Source organism: Pseudobutyrivibrio xylanivorans, assembly GCF_008935055.1.
Taxonomy (GTDB): Bacteria; Bacillota; Clostridia; order Lachnospirales; family Lachnospiraceae; genus Pseudobutyrivibrio; species Pseudobutyrivibrio xylanivorans_A.
The window spans coordinates 2,545,196-2,563,796 of record NZ_CP043028.1; the positions used below are offsets into that span (position 1 = coordinate 2,545,196).

The 18,601-nt window shown below is 38.9% G+C and carries 17 protein-coding genes; all 17 read left to right on the top strand.

Annotated elements, in window-relative coordinates:
• The first annotated feature begins 73 nt into the window (after positions 1 to 73).
• The 17 genes from FXF36_RS11470 to FXF36_RS11550 all read left to right on the top strand — a co-directional run bounded on the left by FXF36_RS11470 (position 74) and on the right by FXF36_RS11550 (position 18,595).
• Positions 74 to 526, top strand: coding sequence for a GNAT family N-acetyltransferase (locus tag FXF36_RS11470; RefSeq protein ID WP_243143614.1), 453 nt, complete (start codon positions 74 to 76; stop codon positions 524 to 526).
• A gap of 10 nt (positions 527 to 536) precedes the next feature.
• Entirely contained in the window at positions 537 to 1,760 is a 1,224-nt protein-coding gene (gene argJ, locus FXF36_RS11475) for a bifunctional ornithine acetyltransferase/N-acetylglutamate synthase (RefSeq protein WP_151624213.1), read from the top strand.
• Positions 1,761 to 1,965: 205 nt separating this feature from the next.
• A complete protein-coding gene (argB, locus tag FXF36_RS11480) occupies positions 1,966 to 2,862 on the top strand; it encodes an acetylglutamate kinase (RefSeq protein WP_151624215.1) in 897 nt (298 codons plus the stop codon).
• On the top strand, positions 2,855 to 4,057 hold the full coding sequence (locus FXF36_RS11485) for an aspartate aminotransferase family protein (protein ID WP_151624217.1): 1,203 nt from the start codon (positions 2,855 to 2,857) through the stop codon (positions 4,055 to 4,057). The genes argB and FXF36_RS11485 overlap by 8 nt, the downstream gene beginning before the upstream one ends.
• A gap of 99 nt (positions 4,058 to 4,156) precedes the next feature.
• Positions 4,157 to 4,732, top strand: a complete 576-nt coding sequence (locus FXF36_RS11490; protein ID WP_151624219.1) for a helix-hairpin-helix domain-containing protein — start codon at positions 4,157 to 4,159, stop codon at positions 4,730 to 4,732.
• Between the two features lie 20 nt (positions 4,733 to 4,752).
• On the top strand, positions 4,753 to 5,451 hold the full coding sequence (locus tag FXF36_RS11495; protein ID WP_151624221.1) for a response regulator transcription factor: 699 nt from the start codon (positions 4,753 to 4,755) through the stop codon (positions 5,449 to 5,451).
• A gap of 41 nt (positions 5,452 to 5,492) precedes the next feature.
• A complete protein-coding gene (locus FXF36_RS11500; RefSeq protein WP_151624223.1) occupies positions 5,493 to 6,929 on the top strand; it encodes a sensor histidine kinase in 1,437 nt (478 codons plus the stop codon).
• Complete coding sequence (locus FXF36_RS11505; protein WP_151624225.1) at positions 6,929 to 7,960, top strand: GerMN domain-containing protein; 1,032 nt, start codon at positions 6,929 to 6,931, stop codon at positions 7,958 to 7,960. The genes FXF36_RS11500 and FXF36_RS11505 overlap by 1 nt, the downstream gene beginning before the upstream one ends.
• Positions 7,961 to 8,010: 50 nt before the next feature.
• Positions 8,011 to 10,305: a DNA internalization-related competence protein ComEC/Rec2 gene (locus tag FXF36_RS11510; RefSeq protein ID WP_167511376.1), complete on the top strand. Its 2,295-nt coding sequence runs from the start codon at positions 8,011 to 8,013 to the stop codon at positions 10,303 to 10,305.
• A 444-nt stretch (positions 10,306 to 10,749) separates the two neighbouring features.
• Positions 10,750 to 11,541: a hypothetical protein gene (locus FXF36_RS11515; protein WP_151624229.1), complete on the top strand. Its 792-nt coding sequence runs from the start codon at positions 10,750 to 10,752 to the stop codon at positions 11,539 to 11,541.
• A 338-nt stretch (positions 11,542 to 11,879) separates the two neighbouring features.
• A complete protein-coding gene (locus tag FXF36_RS11520; protein WP_151624231.1) occupies positions 11,880 to 12,524 on the top strand; it encodes a peptidoglycan recognition protein family protein in 645 nt (214 codons plus the stop codon).
• A gap of 90 nt (positions 12,525 to 12,614) precedes the next feature.
• The gene (locus tag FXF36_RS11525; protein ID WP_151624232.1) at positions 12,615 to 13,691 is read left to right on the top strand and encodes a lysozyme inhibitor LprI family protein; all 1,077 of its coding nucleotides are present in this window, start codon (positions 12,615 to 12,617) and stop codon (positions 13,689 to 13,691) included.
• Positions 13,692 to 13,706: 15 nt separating this feature from the next.
• Complete coding sequence (locus FXF36_RS11530; protein WP_151624234.1) at positions 13,707 to 14,165, top strand: NUDIX hydrolase; 459 nt, start codon at positions 13,707 to 13,709, stop codon at positions 14,163 to 14,165.
• Between the two features lie 5 nt (positions 14,166 to 14,170).
• Entirely contained in the window at positions 14,171 to 14,452 is a 282-nt protein-coding gene (locus tag FXF36_RS11535) for a hypothetical protein (RefSeq protein ID WP_151624236.1), read from the top strand.
• Between the two features lie 412 nt (positions 14,453 to 14,864).
• Positions 14,865 to 15,503 (top strand): hypothetical protein, encoded by a 639-nt coding sequence (locus FXF36_RS11540; protein ID WP_151624238.1) that lies wholly within the window; start codon positions 14,865 to 14,867, stop codon positions 15,501 to 15,503.
• 432 nt (positions 15,504 to 15,935) lie between these two features.
• On the top strand, positions 15,936 to 17,702 hold the full coding sequence (gene thrS / locus FXF36_RS11545; protein WP_151624240.1) for a threonine--tRNA ligase: 1,767 nt from the start codon (positions 15,936 to 15,938) through the stop codon (positions 17,700 to 17,702).
• Positions 17,703 to 17,704: 2 nt separating this feature from the next.
• The gene (locus FXF36_RS11550; protein ID WP_151624242.1) at positions 17,705 to 18,595 is read left to right on the top strand and encodes a radical SAM protein; all 891 of its coding nucleotides are present in this window, start codon (positions 17,705 to 17,707) and stop codon (positions 18,593 to 18,595) included.
• The last annotated feature ends 6 nt before the right edge of the window (positions 18,596 to 18,601 follow it).

An 18,601-nucleotide genomic window follows, 5' to 3' on the forward strand; every position in this document is an offset into this window, starting at 1 on the left:
AGGCATAAATAGGAGTTTTATTATGGTTACAACAAATGAAAGCATTAAGGTTACTTTAGATTTAGGTATGCATATGAATTACGATGTAAGAACTATGGAAGAGAACGATTATGATGAGGTTTATAACCTTTGGACTACTATACATGGTTTCGCAATGCGAAGTGTTGATGATTCACGAGCAGGCGTAAAACGATTTTTAGATAGAAACCCTGGGCTTTCAGTTGTGGCTGTATCAGGCGATAAAATTGTTGGTTCCATTTTGGTGGGACATGATGGAAGACATGGAAGCTTTTATCATGTATGCGTGAAGGAGGAATATCGTAAACACGGTATAGGAAAAGCTATGGTTACAGAAGCCATGCATCGTCTGAAGGATGAGGGAATCAATAAGATTCAGTTGGTTGCATTTTCTGGTAATCAGGTTGGAAATAGTTTCTGGCACGCAGAAGGATGGAGCGAACGCGAGGACTACAATACGTACGATTTCGTTCTGAACGATGAGAATATTATAGCATTCAACAAATAGGAGATTTTTTATGAAAGAGATTAAGGGAGGCATTACAGCCGCGAAGGGTTTTAAAGTAGCTAGTACAGCCGCAGGAATTAAATACCAGGGCCGTACTGATATGGCTATGGTTTATTCTGAAGTGCCATGCGTAAGTGCTGGTACATTCACAAGCAATGTGGTGAAGGCGGCTTGTGTCCAGTGGGATATGAATATCGTAAATACGGATAAGTCAATTCAGGCAGTGGTCATCAATTCAGGTATTGCTAATGCCTGCACAGGAAAGGAAGGATTTGATGCCTGTGAAGCTACTGCAAAGGGTGTCGAGAAAGCACTTGGAGTTTCTTTTGAAAATGTTGCAGTTGCATCAACAGGGGTTATTGGAATGCAGCTTCCAGTGGACAAGCTTGTGGCAGGAGTTGAGGCCATGGCACCATTACTTGATGGAAGTATAGAGGCTGGAACAGAGGCTTCAAAAGCAATCATGACTACGGATACGGTGAATAAAGAGATTGCCGCCCAGTTTCAGGTTGGTGGCGTTACAGCCACACTCGGCGGTATGAGTAAAGGCTCAGGAATGATTCACCCTAATATGTGTACAATGCTGGCATTCCTTGGAACAGATTTAGCTATTGAAAAGAAGCTCCTTCAAAAGGCAGTAAGCGAAGTCGTTGCTGATACCTTCAATATGATTACTGTCGATGGTGATACTTCAACAAATGACACATTACTTTGCATGGCAAATGGATTAGCTGGTAATGAGATAATTAGTGCTGAGAATCAGGACTATGAAGCCTTTAAGGAAGCTTTATCATTTGTCTGTGAAAGCCTTGCGAAACGCATGGCTGCTGACGGTGAAGGTGCAAGCAAGCTGTTTGAAGCTAATATCGTAAATGCGAAGTCAAAAGAGGATGCTAAGATTTTGGCAAGAGCAATTGTTGGTTCAAATCTTTCAAAGGCAGCTATCTTTGGATGCGACGCAAACTTTGGACGCTTCTTATGTGCCATGGGATACTCTGGCGCAGATTTTGACCAGAATGATGTGGAGCTTTATTTCAAGAGTGCAAAAGGACAGCTGAAGGTTTTCGACAAGGGTACACCTCTTGAATTTGACGAGGACAAGGCACTTGAGATCATGAAGGCAGACGCTGTTACAATATTCGTGAATATGAACGAAGGCACAGCCGAAGCCACAGCCTGGGGCTGCGACTTAACGTATGATTACGTAAAGATTAATGCGGACTATAGGTCATAAAAGGTGCTTGTAAATAAACAGAATCATGAATTTAGATGAGCAGTAGCTAACAAGCTCTTGGTGTTACTCAACGAAATATGAGTTGAAATAGGACCCAAAAGGATGATTGCTAATGCAATCAACTTTTGTGGTCTAGTAAGCTTTAGCTTACATTTAAAAAGTAATACCAAGGCTTGTAAGCATAACTGCGGACTGGGAGGAAAAAATGGATAGTAGTATGCAGCCAATATTGGATAAAGCAGCAGTATTAATTGAGGCATTGCCATACATTCAAAGATTCAATCGTAAAATTATCGTTGTTAAGTACGGCGGCAGCGCCATGATTGACGAAGAACTTAAGAAGCAGGTCATTCAGGACGTTACACTGCTTAAGCTTGTAGGTTTCAAGCCTATAATTGTGCATGGTGGCGGAAAGGAAATTAGCCGCTGGGTAGAAAAAACAGGAATGGAACCTGAGTTCATTAATGGTCTGAGAAAGACTGATGAAGCCACAATGGAAATTGCCGAGATGGTTTTGAACAAGGTAAATAAATCTCTGGTTCAGAATGTCCAGTCCCTTGGTGTGAATGCAGTTGGTGTATCAGGAAAGGATGGCGGTCTTCTCAAGGTTGAAAAGAAGCTTTCAGATGGTCAGGACATAGGGTTTGTAGGAGAAATTACAGAGGTTAATCCTAAGATTATTATGGATCTTTTGGATAATGATTTTCTTCCAATTGTTTGCCCTGTTGGAATGGATGAACAATTTGTTACCTATAATATTAATGCAGACGATGCAGCCTGTGCTATTGCTAAAGCAGTGAATGCAGAAAAGCTTGCATTTCTTACTGATATTGAAGGTGTTTATAAAGATAAGGATGACCCGACTTCCCTTATTTCAGAGCTTTCAGTTGAAGAAGCTAAGGGCTTGATTGGTGACGGTTATATCGGTGGCGGCATGCTACCAAAGCTTAATAACTGTATCGACGCAATTGAGCAGGGGGTTAGTCGTGTACATATTCTTGATGGAAGAATTGCTCACTGCCTGCTTCTTGAAATTTTCACTAACAAGGGAATTGGAACTGCAATTATAGGCGACAAAGATATGAGGTATTACAATGAATAAGAAAGAGTATATTGAGAAGGCTGAGAAAAATCTTTTCCATGTTTACAACCGTTTCCCAGTGATTTTTGATTATGGCAGGGGTGTTCATCTTTATGATGAGTTGGATGAAGAGTATCTGGATTTTGCATCAGGAATAGGTGTTATGGCATTTGGCTATGGCAATGAGGATTTCGAGGATGCACTTTGTACTCAGGTTAAGCGAATCACTCATACCTCAAATCTTTATTATCATATTCCAATGATAGAGGCCGCTGAAAAGCTGACAAAGGCTTCGGGAATGGATAAAGTATTCTTTACAAATTCTGGCGCAGAAGCTATTGAGGGAGCACTAAAGACTGCAAAGAAATTCGCATATACGAAGAAAGGTTCTGGAGATTACGAAGTGATTGCCATGGAAAACAGCTTTCATGGAAGAACAGTAGGTTCTCTTTCAGTCACAGGAACCGAGCACTACCGTGAGCCATTTTATCCATTGATGTCAGGTGTAAAGTTTGCTACCTTCAATGATTTTGGAAGTATTCTTGCAAATCTTACAGATAATACCTGCGCCATTATAATGGAAACAGTTCAGGGAGAGGGAGGCCTTTATCCAGCAGATCCGGAATTCTTAAAGAAGGTTAGACAGCTTTGCGATGATGAGGGAATACTTCTGATTCTGGACGAGGTTCAGTGTGGAATGGGGCGTACTGGAAGCTACTATGCATTCCAACAATATGGAATCAAGCCTGATATTTTAACTACAGCAAAGGCTCTGGGAAATGGTGTTCCTATCGGTGCTTTCTGTGTTACAGATGCTGTCGCTGAGGCTTCACTGGTTCCAGGAGATCACGGAACAACATACGGCGGAAATCCACTTTGCACCGCAGCAGTTTCTCAGGTGTTTGATATGTTTGAGGACTACAAAATCATTGATCATGTAAATGATATCTCAAAATATTTTGAGCAGGTGCTTGATGTTCTTGTTAATAAATATGATTTTATCACGGAAAGACGTGGTCTTGGATTAATGCAGGGGCTTGTGCTTACAGTTCCTGTGAAGGAGGTTGTTAACAGGGCACTTTTAGAAGAGCATCTTGTGGTTTTATCAGCTGGCGCTGATGTGCTTAGACTACTTCCACCCCTTGTTATTACAGAGCAGGATATTGATGAATTTAAAAAGAAAATTGAAAAAATCTTCGATTCGTATTTGAAATAATACTGTAAAACTATTGTAATATTTTTCTTTTTTGGCTACAATATACGAGATGATACTCACATCTTCTAGGCTAAACTTTTTGTTTAGATAGGAGATTACATGAAAAAATTTTTAGTTCTCGTATTTTGTAGCCTGTTTTTATTTTCAGGCTGTGGAAATACATCATATTTTCAATCCACAGAGCTGGTTGATGAAACAAATAAATCCGAGGAATCTGCTGAATCTACTGATATTTCAGAGGTTATTAATCCTGTAATTTTCGTGCAGGTGGCGGGGGCAGTTGTGAAGCCAGGTGTATACGAATTACCTAATGGTTCCAGAGTATTTGCTGCTATTGATGCGGCAGGTGGGCTTTTGGATACTGCAGATGATTCTGATGTTAATCAGGCAAGTGTCCTAGAGGATGGCCAAAAGGTATATGTCTATACCTACTCAGAGCGTGAAGCTATCGAAAGTGCCGAAGCTGAAAAGGATGCAAGCGATGGTCTTGTCAGCATTAACAGGGCATCAGCATCAGAACTTACCAATCTTCCTGGTATCGGTCAGGCGAAGGCCGATCAGATAGTTGCTTATCGTGAAGCAAATGGAGATTTCACATCCATAGAGGATATAAAAAAAGTTTCAGGAATCGGCGATGGAATTTACAATCAAATTAATTCACTTATAAAACTATAAAACAACTTTAGAGGATGATTATGGCAAAAAAAGTACTAGTTGTTGATGATGAAAAATTAATCGTCAAAGGAATCAGATTTTCACTTGAGCAGGATGGCATGGAAGTTGACTGTGCTTACGATGGACAGGAGGCTTTGGATCTTGCTACTGCGAACAATTACGATATGATTCTTTTGGATGTTATGCTTCCAAAGCTTGATGGATTTGAGGTCTGTCAAAACATCAGGGAGTTTTCTACTGTGCCAATCGTTATGCTTACTGCTAAGGGCGATGACATGGACAAGATTCTCGGTTTGGAGTATGGCGCCGACGACTATATAACGAAGCCATTTAATATTCTTGAGGTAAAGGCTCGTATCAAGGCCATTATGCGTAGAGCAGCACTTGGTCAGTCAGTTGCTTCAGATCATTCGGCTGAGGAAAATGTTGTTGAAAATGGCGATTTAGTTCTGGATAAGAGCAATCGACGTCTTACAATTCTTGGCACAGAATACAATCTTACATCCAAGGAATTTGATATGCTTCTTCTTTTGGTTACTAATCCAAGAAAAGTATTTTCCCGTGAGGATTTGCTCCATACAATTTGGGGCTCTGATTATCCAGGTGACGAGCGCACAGTTGATGTTCATGTTCGCCGTCTTCGCGAGAAGATTGAACCAAATCCAAAGGAGCCTAAATACGTTCGCACAAAATGGGGTGTTGGTTACTATTATCAGTAGGCCTTGTTTTGTGGGAGTATCTTGCTTAAAGAGAGTTTTTAATGGAAAATAAAGTTAGCTTTTCAGTTATACATGGCTTAAGATTTAAAACTGCATTACTTCTTTTATTAATAGGTATCCTGCCATTTATGGTATGTGTACCTATTTCTTTGAGAGCATACAAATCTGTTTCAATTCACACAGATGCATCCAATCTCATGGCTCAGGCTGCCCAGTATAATACTCAGATTGTTACTACTGGATACATCCTGGGCGAAAAGAATTCCCTTTTAGATACTGAATTAAAAGCAATCGCGGCCAGCTATAATGGTCGAATTCTATTGGTGAATTCTGCGCTGAAAATCGTAAAGGATTCCTATTCCGTAGATATTGGAAAGACAATAATTTGGGATAATATCATTCATTCTATGCAGGGAGATTCCCTCTATTATTTTGATGAAGATACTAATTACCTTATTGTGACCGTTCCACTTAGTAATTCTGATGGGGATATTGTTGGCACACTTGTCATTAATAAATCCATGGAATATATCAATCAGAATGTGGATATTTTTGTTTCCTATATTTTGATTGGTTCTGTTGTGGTATGCACCCTGGCGGTTGTTATCGCTCTATTTTTCTCTATTCGTTACTCCAGACCTATCAGAAAAATGTCTGATTCATTAGATGCAATCATTAGAGAATATTCAAATGAGCTGCCAGAGGTTCGTTCCTATACTGAGCTTGAGGAGGTTTCTGGTAAGTTTAACGAGGTCATTAAGAAGCTTCAGGCCATCGATGAATCTCGTCAGGAGTTCGTTTCAAATGTGTCTCATGAGCTGAAGACACCACTTACCTCCATGAAGGTTTTGGCAGATTCTCTTAACGGCTCAGAGGATGTTCCTATCGAAATGTACAGGGAATTCATGCTGGATATAGGTGAGGAAATTGACCGTGAGACCAAGATTATCAATGATCTTCTCAGCCTTGTTCGTATGGACAAGAGTGGTGCACAGCTGAATGTTTCTGCGGTAAACATCAATGAACTTATTGAGCATATTTTGAAGCGTCTTAAGCCAATTGCTGAAAAGGCTGATGTTGAGGTTGTGTTCGAATCCTTCAGACCTGTTGTTGCTGAGGTTGATGAGGTTAAGTTCACTCTTGTTGTAACAAATCTGGTGGAGAATGCAATCAAATACAACGAGGAAGGCGGTTGGGTTCATATTTCTCTGAACTCAGATCACCAATTCTTCTTTATCAAGGTTGAGGACAATGGTCTTGGAATCCCAGAGGATTCTGTTGATCATATCTTTGACAGATTTTATCGTGCAGACAAATCTCATTCACGTGAGATTGGTGGAACAGGTCTTGGTCTTGCTATCACCAAGAGCGCTATTGCCATGCATAATGGCGAGGTTAAAGTGCGCTCAAAGCTCGGCGAGGGTTCAACCTTTGATGTTCGAATTCCACTGAACTATATTGATAAGGAGGTGCATTAATGAAACGCTTGATTAGTGTGCTCTTAATATTTGCATTAATGTTTTCCTTTGCAGGTTGTGGAAATACATCTGATAGCAGTGGCACCAAAGTCTACTATGTAAATACGGATAAGACAGGGATTACTCCTGTGGATTATGAGCTGAAGGGTTCAAATTCAGAGAAGCAGATTGATGAACTGCTTGCTATGCTCGGTAATGATACGGATAATATCGATTATATTACAACCATTCCACGTGGAGTGGAGCTAAGCCGTTGGGATTTGATTGATGGTTCGCTTACCTTGTATTTTGTTGGTGATTACGATTCTCTTGATACTTTTACGGAGATTTTGGTTAGAGCAGCAATAGTAAAAACTATGGCTCAGGTTGAGGATGTTAAGACAGTCACATTTTACATTAACAATGCGCCGCTTTTGGATTCTAATGGGGATGCTGTTGGTGTAATGTCAGCTGATGCTTTCATCGAGGATTTTGGACAGGAAACAGATTCACTTCTTTCTACAGATTTGATACTTTATTTTGCCAGTGCCGATGGTATGTCTGTTGTTGGAGAGCCAAGGCATGTATACTACAGCCGTAATGTTTCCATCGAAAAGGTTGTTATGGAGCAGCTTCTAAAGGGCCCGGAGGATGAGAGACTTTTATCATCTATTCCAAATGGTACCAAGCTCAACTCTGTATCGATTTCTGAAAGTGGAGTTTGTATAGTAAACTTGGATGCAGCCTTTGAAACGGCAGTTACAGGAGTAACCGAGCAGGTTACAATTTATTCAATTGTAAATACTTTGACCGAGCTTGATTCTATCAAGCAGGTTCAGATTTTGGTTAATGGTGCAACACCACATATTTCAAACGTGGATGCAGATTTAGCATCTGCAATCTCACGAAACGAAGCTATTATTAGTGACTTCCCAGTTGAGGATGAAGATTCCTATATTGAGGAAGAGGATTATTTAGATATTGATGAGACTTCTGATAGTGAAGCAGGCAATGCAGACTCAACAGAGAGTGAGGAGGTCTCTCAAGATTAACAGGAGGTTCTATGTTACAAGGGCGTAGGCTTTGTAGGATTTCCTTGTTGATGATTTTGATTATTACTTTCAGTGTATTTGGCCCCTGGGATTTCCTTGGGGTCTATAATAAGGCTGATTCAGCGATTACGTTTCTTTCTGATGGAGACGTCGTAAGTGCTGAGGGCTATGTTTATCACAAGGAAATAAAAAATGACAATCTTTTATATTATGTCAAAGATGCTTCTGTAACCACCGGAAGCGGAACACTTTCTAAAACTTCTTTTATTATCAAACTTGAATCGGACGAAATTCCCAATTATTGCAAATTAAATATTCGAAAAGGAATCGTAAAACATTTTTCTCATGCCAGAAATGAGGGCGGTTTTGACATGGGGGATTATTATAATTCTTTAGGCTTGTGCTTTGAACTGGAGGATGTATCAATAGCGGGTTTTGAAACCAGTGCTTTGGGGCAATATGATTTTTGCTTTAAACTAAGAAATGCTATTAGTCATATATATGAAACTTATCTTCCAGGTGAAGAAGCGGACTTTCTTTCAAGCGTCGCCTTGGGTGCGAAAGGTGGACTTGATGAGGAACTGAAAACTCTCTTTCAGGAGGTTGGAATAGCTCATATATTAGCAGTTTCGGGACTTCATGTATCTGTGGTATGTATGGCACTTTATTCCCTCTTGAGAAGACGCGGATTAAGCTTTGTCTGTAGTGGGGCTCTGGCTGGGAATGTAGCTGTTTTTTATGGATTTCTCACAGGAGGAAGTGTTTCTTCAGTGAGGGCAATAGGAATGTTCCTGATTTATTTAGGTGCTCAAGTTGCTGGTGAGAGCTATGATATGCTTACAGCGTTGGCGGTGATGGCTGATTTTTTGCTTATAGATAACTTTTTGATAATAAAGAATGCAAGCTTCATTTTTTCCTTTGGGGCGGTGCTTGGTATTATTTATGTGGCTATGCCATTTTCTAACGTCTATGTCAATTATAGTAGGTTGCGAAGGAGAAGTATTAAATCTGATGAGGGATTTGTCAGTGGGCCTGTGCCACTAACCATGAGATTGGTTGAATATATTGTAAGTAGCCTGGTGTTTTCTTTCGGTATGAATGTGGCGATGCTTCCAATTGTTACCCAGTTGTTTTATCAGACACCGATTTATTCAGTACTCCTTAATTTGGTTGTTCTTCCGATGATGCCTGCACTACTTTTGGTTGGACTTATAGCAGGTATTATTGGGCTGTTCATTTCAGGTTTGGCTGGAATTTTGTTTATGCCATGTCACTTTATAATCTATTTTTATGAGCTTATATCCTACAGCTTTTCAAAACTTCCTATGGCCACAATTATCGTTGGAAAGAAAAGTCTCATTGCTGTGATTATTTATTATGTGGTCTTAGTAGCTATAATTCGTATATACGAAGTGACTTCGGAATATTTGCTCGGGAAGAAATCTATTGTAGATAATACGTCAATATTATTAAGCTATAAGAAAAAGCTTTGGATTCTTTCTATTTCTTTTGTACTGATATCTTTGATTTGGTTTATTCCGTCCAAGTCAGGCTTTGAAATGGATTTTATTGATGTTGGACAGGGTGATGGAATTTTTATTAATTCAGGGGATGATACCACATTTTTTATCGATGGTGGTAGCACAAATCAGGATACGGTAGGAAAGTATACGATGCTGCCTTTTTTGAAAAGTAAAGGCGTTCGAAAAATTGATTATTGGTTTCTTTCTCATACAGACGAAGACCATGTATCAGGATTTATTGAGCTTTTAGAGTCAGGCTACAAAGTGGAGAAACTGGTTTTATCTGAAGTTATACCTAAAGATGAAATGTTTAATCAGATTGAGGCATTGGCTAAGGCTAATGGTACTGAAATACTATATATGAGACAGGGGGATATTGTTGCAACTAAGCATGTAATATTCAGATGTGTTTATCCATTTGATGATGTGGCAACTCTTTATGCCGATGATGTCAATGCATTATCTTTGTCACTGGTAATGAGTTACGATTCTAATTCTGATTGTACTCCTGAGTATACCGCATTCTTTGGTGGAGACATAGCAGCAGAGCAGGAGCAGCTTATAGCAAAAAGCGGTCTGGTGGGACATGTGAATCTTCTTAAAGTCAGCCATCATGGTAGTCGCTTTAGCTCTGATTCTATTTTCCTAAATACTTTGTCACCAGACACGGCCATCATCAGTTGCTCCAAGAAAAATCGCTATGGCCACCCTGCAGACGAAGCAATTTCTCGCTTGGAGGAAGCAGGCTGCAAAATCTATTACACCATGAATAGCGGACGCATATGTGTTAGTAGGGATGGGATTGATTTGTATGTTGAATAGTTAATATGAATTAGAAACATTACTATCCGTGAGGAGAATTTCTTCAGGTGCAGTAATATGTTTATGATTATTACTTCCTCTTTTGTAACTGATGTTTGAAGTAGTAATAGGAAGCGTATTATTACTATCTATCAGTTGAATTGTTTCAGAGAAGGTAAATAGAGCTTTGTTTTTACTATCTATTGCTTGAATTAACACATAGACAGTAAAAAGTACTGTGTTTTTACTATCCATAATGTGACTTATTCTACCGGTAGTAAATAGACCATTGTTTTTACTATCTCTATATAGGAAAAAAATAGAGGTAGTATAAAGACATTTTTTTACTACCTGTTTGTTGGATTGCTACAAAGATAGTAAAAGAAATGTGGATTTTACTGTTGTTTAAAGAATTCAAGTATAGGAAAGGAAATATTATATTGAACAATATTGAAAGGATTAATAATGAATATAGTAACACTTAAACCAGAATTAGAAAGAATAAAAGATGAACTAGAAAAAATTGATGCATTGCTATCAAACTTTCAAGAAATAATGAATTACCGACTTGTTGTAAAGAAAGGAAATGGATATTTCCAGTATTGGTATCGAGATGAGGAAAATAAACTTATTTATATTCCTGCCAAGGAGAAATCGTTTGCTAAGGAACTGGTGCAGAAAGACTATTATTTAAAAGTAAAAAAGACATTGTTGCAACAGAAAAGAACTATAGAAACTTTTATATCTCAATATGATGCAGAAACTGTTTATAATTTGACTGAAAGCTATTGCATTGGTAAAAAAGCACTTTTAGATCCAATGTATAAAAATAATGAGGAGTTCATTCAAGAATGGTTAGAATTACATATTGGAAACCAAAACACTATGGAATACTCTACATCTTACCCAACAGATGAAGGAGGATTGGTTCGTTCTAAATCTGAAAAAATCCTTGCAGATTTATTTTTCAAGCATGGTATTCCTTATCAATATGAGTCGGAATTCAAACTGCATAATGGATGGAACTGTTATCCGGATTTTGTTTTACTTAACGTAAGAGAAAGAAAAACATTTTATTGGGAACATTTTGGTCTAGCATCCTCGAAGGATTATGCTGATAAGAATCTTGAAAAATTGGCAAAGTATGAAAAATCTGGGATTGTTTTAGGGGATAATCTTATAGTTTCGTTTGAATCTGCTGGCGTAAGTTTGGATGTTAAGCTTGCGGAAGAGAAGATTAGGAAATATCTTTTATGATTTTATAGAAACTTTGGCTGGTAAAACTTTTTTACTATCGAGAATGTTGTTATACATTTCTAGGTAGTAACTATCTCAGGATTTTTACTACCTATGTTTACAACATAAACTGTTGGTAGATAGTCGTTACTTTCTGATGGATTTTTCTTTAAATATAGGCAATAAAAATCTGATATAATTTACTACCTATGCCTTCATTTTTGTTATAGAAAGTAAAAGATGGTCTTATTAAACTTATGATAGATATGTATTTGATTTTTGTTCATCACTTATATAACATTAGGAAAGTGTATAACAAAATGTTGTGAAAATAATTGATTATATATGAGGCAGAAGTAATGGATTCAAGACATGTAAGCACTGGAAGAGAATATCGGAGAAAAGAAAGAAGGCGTAGAAGACGCAAAAAGGTATTTGCGCCAGTGTTCGAATTATTGGTTTTGGGAGCTTTAGGCTTTATCGGCTATAGATATTTTTGCCACAGAGACAGACTTGAAATAGCAGAGAATATTGAAATTCCAGAATGGATTGATGTGCAGTATATAGATGAGGGGAATCCATCCAGGACAGGATGGAGACTTGATGGGGTTAATAATATAGTAATACATTATGTAGGAAATCCAGGAACCACGGCTCAACAAAATAGAGATTATTATAATCATGAAGACTCTAATGTTTGCTCACATTTTGTTGTGGGACTTGATGGGGGAATAATACTGTGTGTTCCTCTTTATGAGCGCTCAGCCGCAAGTAATCATAGAAACCATGACACTATATCTATAGAGGTTTGTCACCCTGATGAATCTGGCAAGTTTACCGATGCTTCCTATGCATCTCTTGTGAAGCTGACCGACTGGTTATTACATGAGTTTGATATGAAGCCTCAAGATGTTATTAGGCATTATGATGTAACGGGAAAAGAATGTCCAATGTATTATGTTAAAAATCCTGAAGCTTGGGAGAAGTTCAAGGAAGAATTATAAGACAATCTAAGGATCTAAGATAGCAAAAGCATCACTATTGTAATAAAATACTCTAGTGGTGCTTTTGCATCAGGAAGGGGCAAAAAGTAAATGAACAAAAGACATAAGAAGAGAAGACAGAGAAGATTAAGTATTATTTTGATTATAATAGCACTTGTATTAATAGCAGGTTGTGGCATTTTTTATTTGGTTGGCAGAAGTGGTGATGATGAGGCTGCCGAGGCAATAAGCAATCAGACTAGTACAAATATAGAAGCAGATTCAAACATCACAAATAATGAGACTAAAGACAATGTAGTTGCAAATACAGATGATGATTCCACTCTTACATTTGAGGATTTATCGAAATACAGTTTCAGCTTTTACAGTGGAGCTGGTGGATGGTCAGATGATTTCAATGTCGAAAAGGATGGCTATTTCCACGGATATTATCATGATTCTGATATGGGTGATATTGGTGATGGTTATCCAGATGGTACACGTTATTATTGCGAATACGAAGGCCATTTTGAAAATATCCAAAAGATTGACGAATACACATATAAAATGCACATGAAGGATATTAATGTTATTAATAATGATGGTGAATTTCTTGCAGATGGCGTAAAATACATTCCTGTTACCCCATATGCACTTAACAATGCAGATGAAATAGAAATCTATATGCCAGGAAAGCCTGTTGCAGAAATTGACGATGAAATAAAGACATGGCTATTCGTTGGTTATCAGGAACAACAGGATAGTTTGGAAAATCTCGCCCTTGTAAATGTTAATGAAAATCAGGGTATTACAAGCTATACTAGAATGACTCCTAAGGAAGATGCTGAGAGTACTTATAATACATATAAAGAGAGCTATGATTATTATGCCGGACTGCTTTCAGAGGCTGCTACTACTGCAGATATGGTAGAGGCTACATCAAATCAGATTAGAGTTTCGGATGAGTGTCTTAATTATATCTGGCGTTTAATAAAGTACAACACAGATGAAGCTACATTTAACAAAGCTCTTGAGGAGCAGAGACAGTGGCTCAAGGATAGAGATGCTCAGGCTGCAAAGGATTCTGCTGAATATGATGGTGGTACATTTGCTTCTGTCGCCTATAATGATACCTTTGCATCTATGACAATAAAGCGCTGCGAGGAACTTCTTAAATATTTCAAATAGTTGAAAGGAAAGCGTATGACACTTACAACTCTTTGCTATTTAATTAAAGATAACAAATACCTAATGCTTCATCGTACCAAGAAGGAGCAGGACATCAATGCGGGCAAATATATTGGTGTTGGAGGACACGTTGAAGAAGGTGAATCACCTCTTGATGGCATCAAGCGTGAGGTAAAAGAGGAGACAGGACTTACTCTTAATGCTGCTAAATTCAGAGGATATATCACTTTTGTGATGGGAGATGAGACCGAGCATGCTATCCTCTTTACCAGTGACGATTTCATTGGTACGCTGGCAGATTGCTGTGATGAGGGGGAGCTAACTTGGGTAGACATTGATAAAGTTATGGATTTAAATCTTTGGGAGGGTGACAGAGTATTCCTAAAGCTTTTAAATGAGCGAGAGGATTTCTTCTCAGTTAAGCTGGTGTATGATAAACAGGATAATCTTATAGATACTTTAATTGAAGGATAGACAAGATGGATAATACAAAACTTGAAGAATTATATAGCAAGATGACTCAGGTACATGAAAAAGCCGGAGCTGTTTTTGCCCAGGAAGGTGTTCCTTCCATGCTGAAAAATGAGTTTAGGAATAAGGTCTCTCAATATGATGAAATGTATGAGAACTGTGAGTTTATGAAAGGAATTACTTCAAAGCAGGAGACTATAGATAATCTTTTAAATCAGCAGGCTGAGATTCTTAATGTGCGAATCAAGTGGGAGCTTGATTGGGCTAAGAGAGCTTTGGAGAAGCTATGACTTCTTGCTGACCAAACAGTGAAATTGTCAGCAAGAATCCTGCTTTGCAGGACATGAAAATAGATAAATCTATTTTCATGGTATTTACGATTTCTGTTTTTCTGAGGAAAAACAAAAATCTATAGGTTTTTGATTTTCCTCAGAAAATCAAGAACCGGACATGGACCAATATTTTCTGAAAGAAAATATTGCTTGGCAAAGCCAAGTTCTTGTGGGCTTTTTCCTTAAGTAGCCCACAAGAAGTCATAGTATTTGAATAAAATTTTGGAACAGATATAAATATTTGAGGCAGAGCTGCCGATATAAAGAAAGTAGGATGAGTGCACTTTCCAAGGATGGAATCTTTGGAAGGTGTTTTTTCTTTAATGAGCCGGAAAGTGTCAGCTTAAGCTGGCAGATGAGGTGGAACAAAATGAGTAAAATCAATAATTCTATGGAATACTACCAGAACAATCAGAGCCTGCTTTTGTTGCTTAACAAGAATAAGAGTGGCAATCCGCTTATTAATCAGATTATTGCCAATAATGAAACAGCCTATCAAAAGAAAATGGAATCAATGGGCATATTTACAGGCAAGGGCAATGATAAGTATCAAAATGTTGATACGGCAGCTACAAATCTTTTAGATGCTATTGAAAAGGTCAGCAATAAAGGCCTATATACTGCAGAAGAAGGGAAGGAACTCGATAAATCCAAGCTGCTAAAGAGCGTTGCAAACTATGTTACAGCCTATAATAGCACAATTACTAATCTTCAGAATTGTGGAGGCTCTCTCAACAACAGCTTCAAGACTGAATTTGAGGAGGCCTTTAAGGAAAAATCAGAAGCATTTGCAAATATAGGAATCACATTGTCAGCAGACAAGAAGCTTGAAATCGATCAGGAAAAGCTTGAGTCTGCCAGTGTTGATGATATAAAAGTACTTCTAGGTGCAGATTCGACATATGTTAAAAATATTGCAGCAAGTGCTGATTCAATTAATACTATAATCGGTAAGGCATTGACGATGGGCTCCAGCAATTATAATGCAAAAGGAGTGACTCTGTTTTGATTGATTTGGCAGGATTTTTGTGGTAGGATAAAAGCCGTAAAAGCGATGACAGAAACAGTAGTATTTGCGGAAGCTAAGAGAGAGGACGCCTAGGCTGGAAGCGTCTAGTGGAAGCTTATATGAACACCATTCTCGAGCTGAGCGCGAAAGCATTTGCGTAAGCGTCTCCGGGTAGTTCCGTTAAAGACAAAATGAGTGAAACACTAAGGTGGAACCGTGTGAAATTTCACGATTTATGTTAATGAAATTACAGAAATCGTGAACATGACGAGCCCATTGCCGAAGGCAATTTTTTGATGGGCGAGTATCCTTTTGAATTTTGCACCCTTAGGAATGCTAGAAATAGCTATTCCTATGGGTGCTTTTTTATTTTACACCCTTAGTACCAGTAGTTATTTACAATTTTCATTCATTAGTAAAAGGAGAAAAACAATGGTTAATTTCAAAGAAGATGAGTCATTAAACACTCTAAATCACTCATGTGCCCACATGATGGCACAGGCTGTAAAGCATCTTTATCCAAACGCTAAGTTTTGGGTTGGTCCAGTAGTAGAGGAAGGTTTCTACTATGATATGGATCTTGGTGATACAATGCTTACAGACGAAGACGTTGCTGCAATCGAAAAGGAAATGAAGAAGGTAGCAAAGTCTGGCTGCAAGATTTACAGAAGAGAAATCTCTAAGGCTGAGGCTCTTGAGATGTTCAAGGATGACCCATACAAGATTGATCTTATCAATAACATGGATGAGGATACACAGACAATTTCTTGCTATGATCAGGGAGATTTCACAGATCTTTGCCGTGGACCTCACGTTGATAATGTTAAGCTTTGCCGTTACTTCAAGCTTATTAAGCACTCAGGTGCTTACTGGAAGGGTGATGCTGAGAATCAGGTACTTAACCGTGTATACGGTGTTTGCTTCCCTACACAGGAGCAGCTTGATGAGCACCTTGCACTTCTTGAGGAAGCTAAGGAGCGTGACCACAGAAAGATTGGTAAGGACATGCAGCTTTTCATGGCTGATGATTTAATCGGTCGTGGACTTCCAATGTACCTTCCAAATGGTTACACAATCTGGACAGAGCTTGAGAACTACATCCGTAACAAGGAGCGCAAGCTTGGTTACCTTCACGTAATGACACCTTGCGTTGGTACAGTTCAGCTTTACCAGACATCTGGTCATTGGGATCACTACAAGGAGAACATGTTCCCAGCTATGGAGGTTGAGGGAGAGAACTTCGTTCTTCGTCCTATGAACTGCCCACACCACATGAGAATTTTTGCAAACCGTCCACACTCATACAAGGAGCTTCCTATCCGTATCGCAGAGATCGCTCATGATTTCCGTTTCGAGTCTTCAGGAACTCTTAAGGGTATCGAGAGAGGACGTCACTTCTGCCAGAACGATTCACATATTTTCTGTACACAGGAGCAGATTAAGTCTGAGGTTAAGAGCGTATGCGACCTTATCTTCAGCACATACGAGGATTTCGGTATCACAGATTACAGATGCGTTCTTTCACTTCGTGACCCAGCTGATACTAAGAAGTATCACCAGGATGATGAGATGTGGAACACAGCAGAGCAGGCTCTTCGTGAGACTCTTCAGGAAATTGGTATCGAGTTCACAGAGGAGATTGGTGAGGCTGCATTCTACGGACCTAAGCTTGATGTTAATGTTAAGCCAGCTATCGGTAATGAAATCACTCTTTCTACATGCCAGCTTGATTTCTGTCTTCCAGCAAAGTTTGACCTTACTTACACAGATGCAGATTCAAACAAGCAGACACCAGTAGTAATCCACAGAGCTATTCTTGGATCACTTGATAGATTCATGGCATACATTCTTGAGGAGACAAAGGGTAACCTTCCTACATGGCTTGCTCCTACACAGGTTAAGGTTCTTCCTGTAAAGAATGATGATGCTGATCTCAATGCATACTCACAGAAGCTTGTAGATGCGCTTGCAGATGCTGATGTTCGTGTTGAGTTTGATACACGTTCAGAGAAGCTTGGTTACAAGATGCGTGAGGCTCAGATTCAGAAGGTTCCTTACCTTGCAGTTCTCGGAAAGAACGAGGAGGCTGAGGGCACTGTATCTTACAGACTTCACGGTGAGCAGGGTACTACAACAGTTAAGTTTGATGAGTTTGTAGAGCTTATTGTAAACGAGATTAAGACAAAAGGTCGTAAATAATAATGAATAAGAAATGTACGCTTTGCCCTAGGAACTGCGGAGTTGACCGAGACAATTCACTTGGTGTTTGTCAGGTTTCATCTACAGTCAAGGTGGCAAGGGCTGCCCTTCACTTTTGGGAGGAGCCATGCATTTCTGGTGAAAATGGTAGTGGAGCGGTATTCTTCAGTGGATGTCCGCTCCACTGTGTATTTTGTCAGAATGAAGAGATCAGTCACGGCAAGGTAGGCAAGGAAATATCAATTGAACAGTTGGCTCAGATTTATTTGAATCTTCAGGAACAGGGAGCTAACAATATCAATCTTGTGACAGGAACCCATTACATTCCAGCCATAGCCGCTTCGGTAAAGTCGGCTCGGGATAATGGTCTTTATATTCCAATTATTTACAATACCAGTGGCTACGAGACGGTTGAAAGCCTAAGGCTACTTGAAGGTATCGTAAATGCGTATTTACCTGATTTTAAATACTTGGACGGTGAGCTGGCATCACAATATTCTCATGCAAAGGATTATCCTGAGATTGCAAAAACTGCGATAGAAGAAATGGTGCGCCAGTGTCCAACAACTGTATTTGATGAGAAGGGCTTTATCAAATCAGGAGTGATTGTTCGCCAGCTTCTTCTTCCTGGTCACACAAAAGACTCAAAGGCTATAGTTAAATATCTTTATGAAACCTATGGAGATAGTATTTACATTAGTCTTATGAGTCAATACACGCCAATGCCACATATTGCAGAGAAATATCCGGAAATTAACCGTCGCGTCACAAAGCGTGAATATGAATCGGTAGTTAATTATGCACTTGATTTAGGTGTCACTAATGCTTTTATCCAGGATAGAAAGGTGGCGCAGGAAAGCTTTATTCCAGACTTTAACGGAGAGGGACTTTAAGGTATA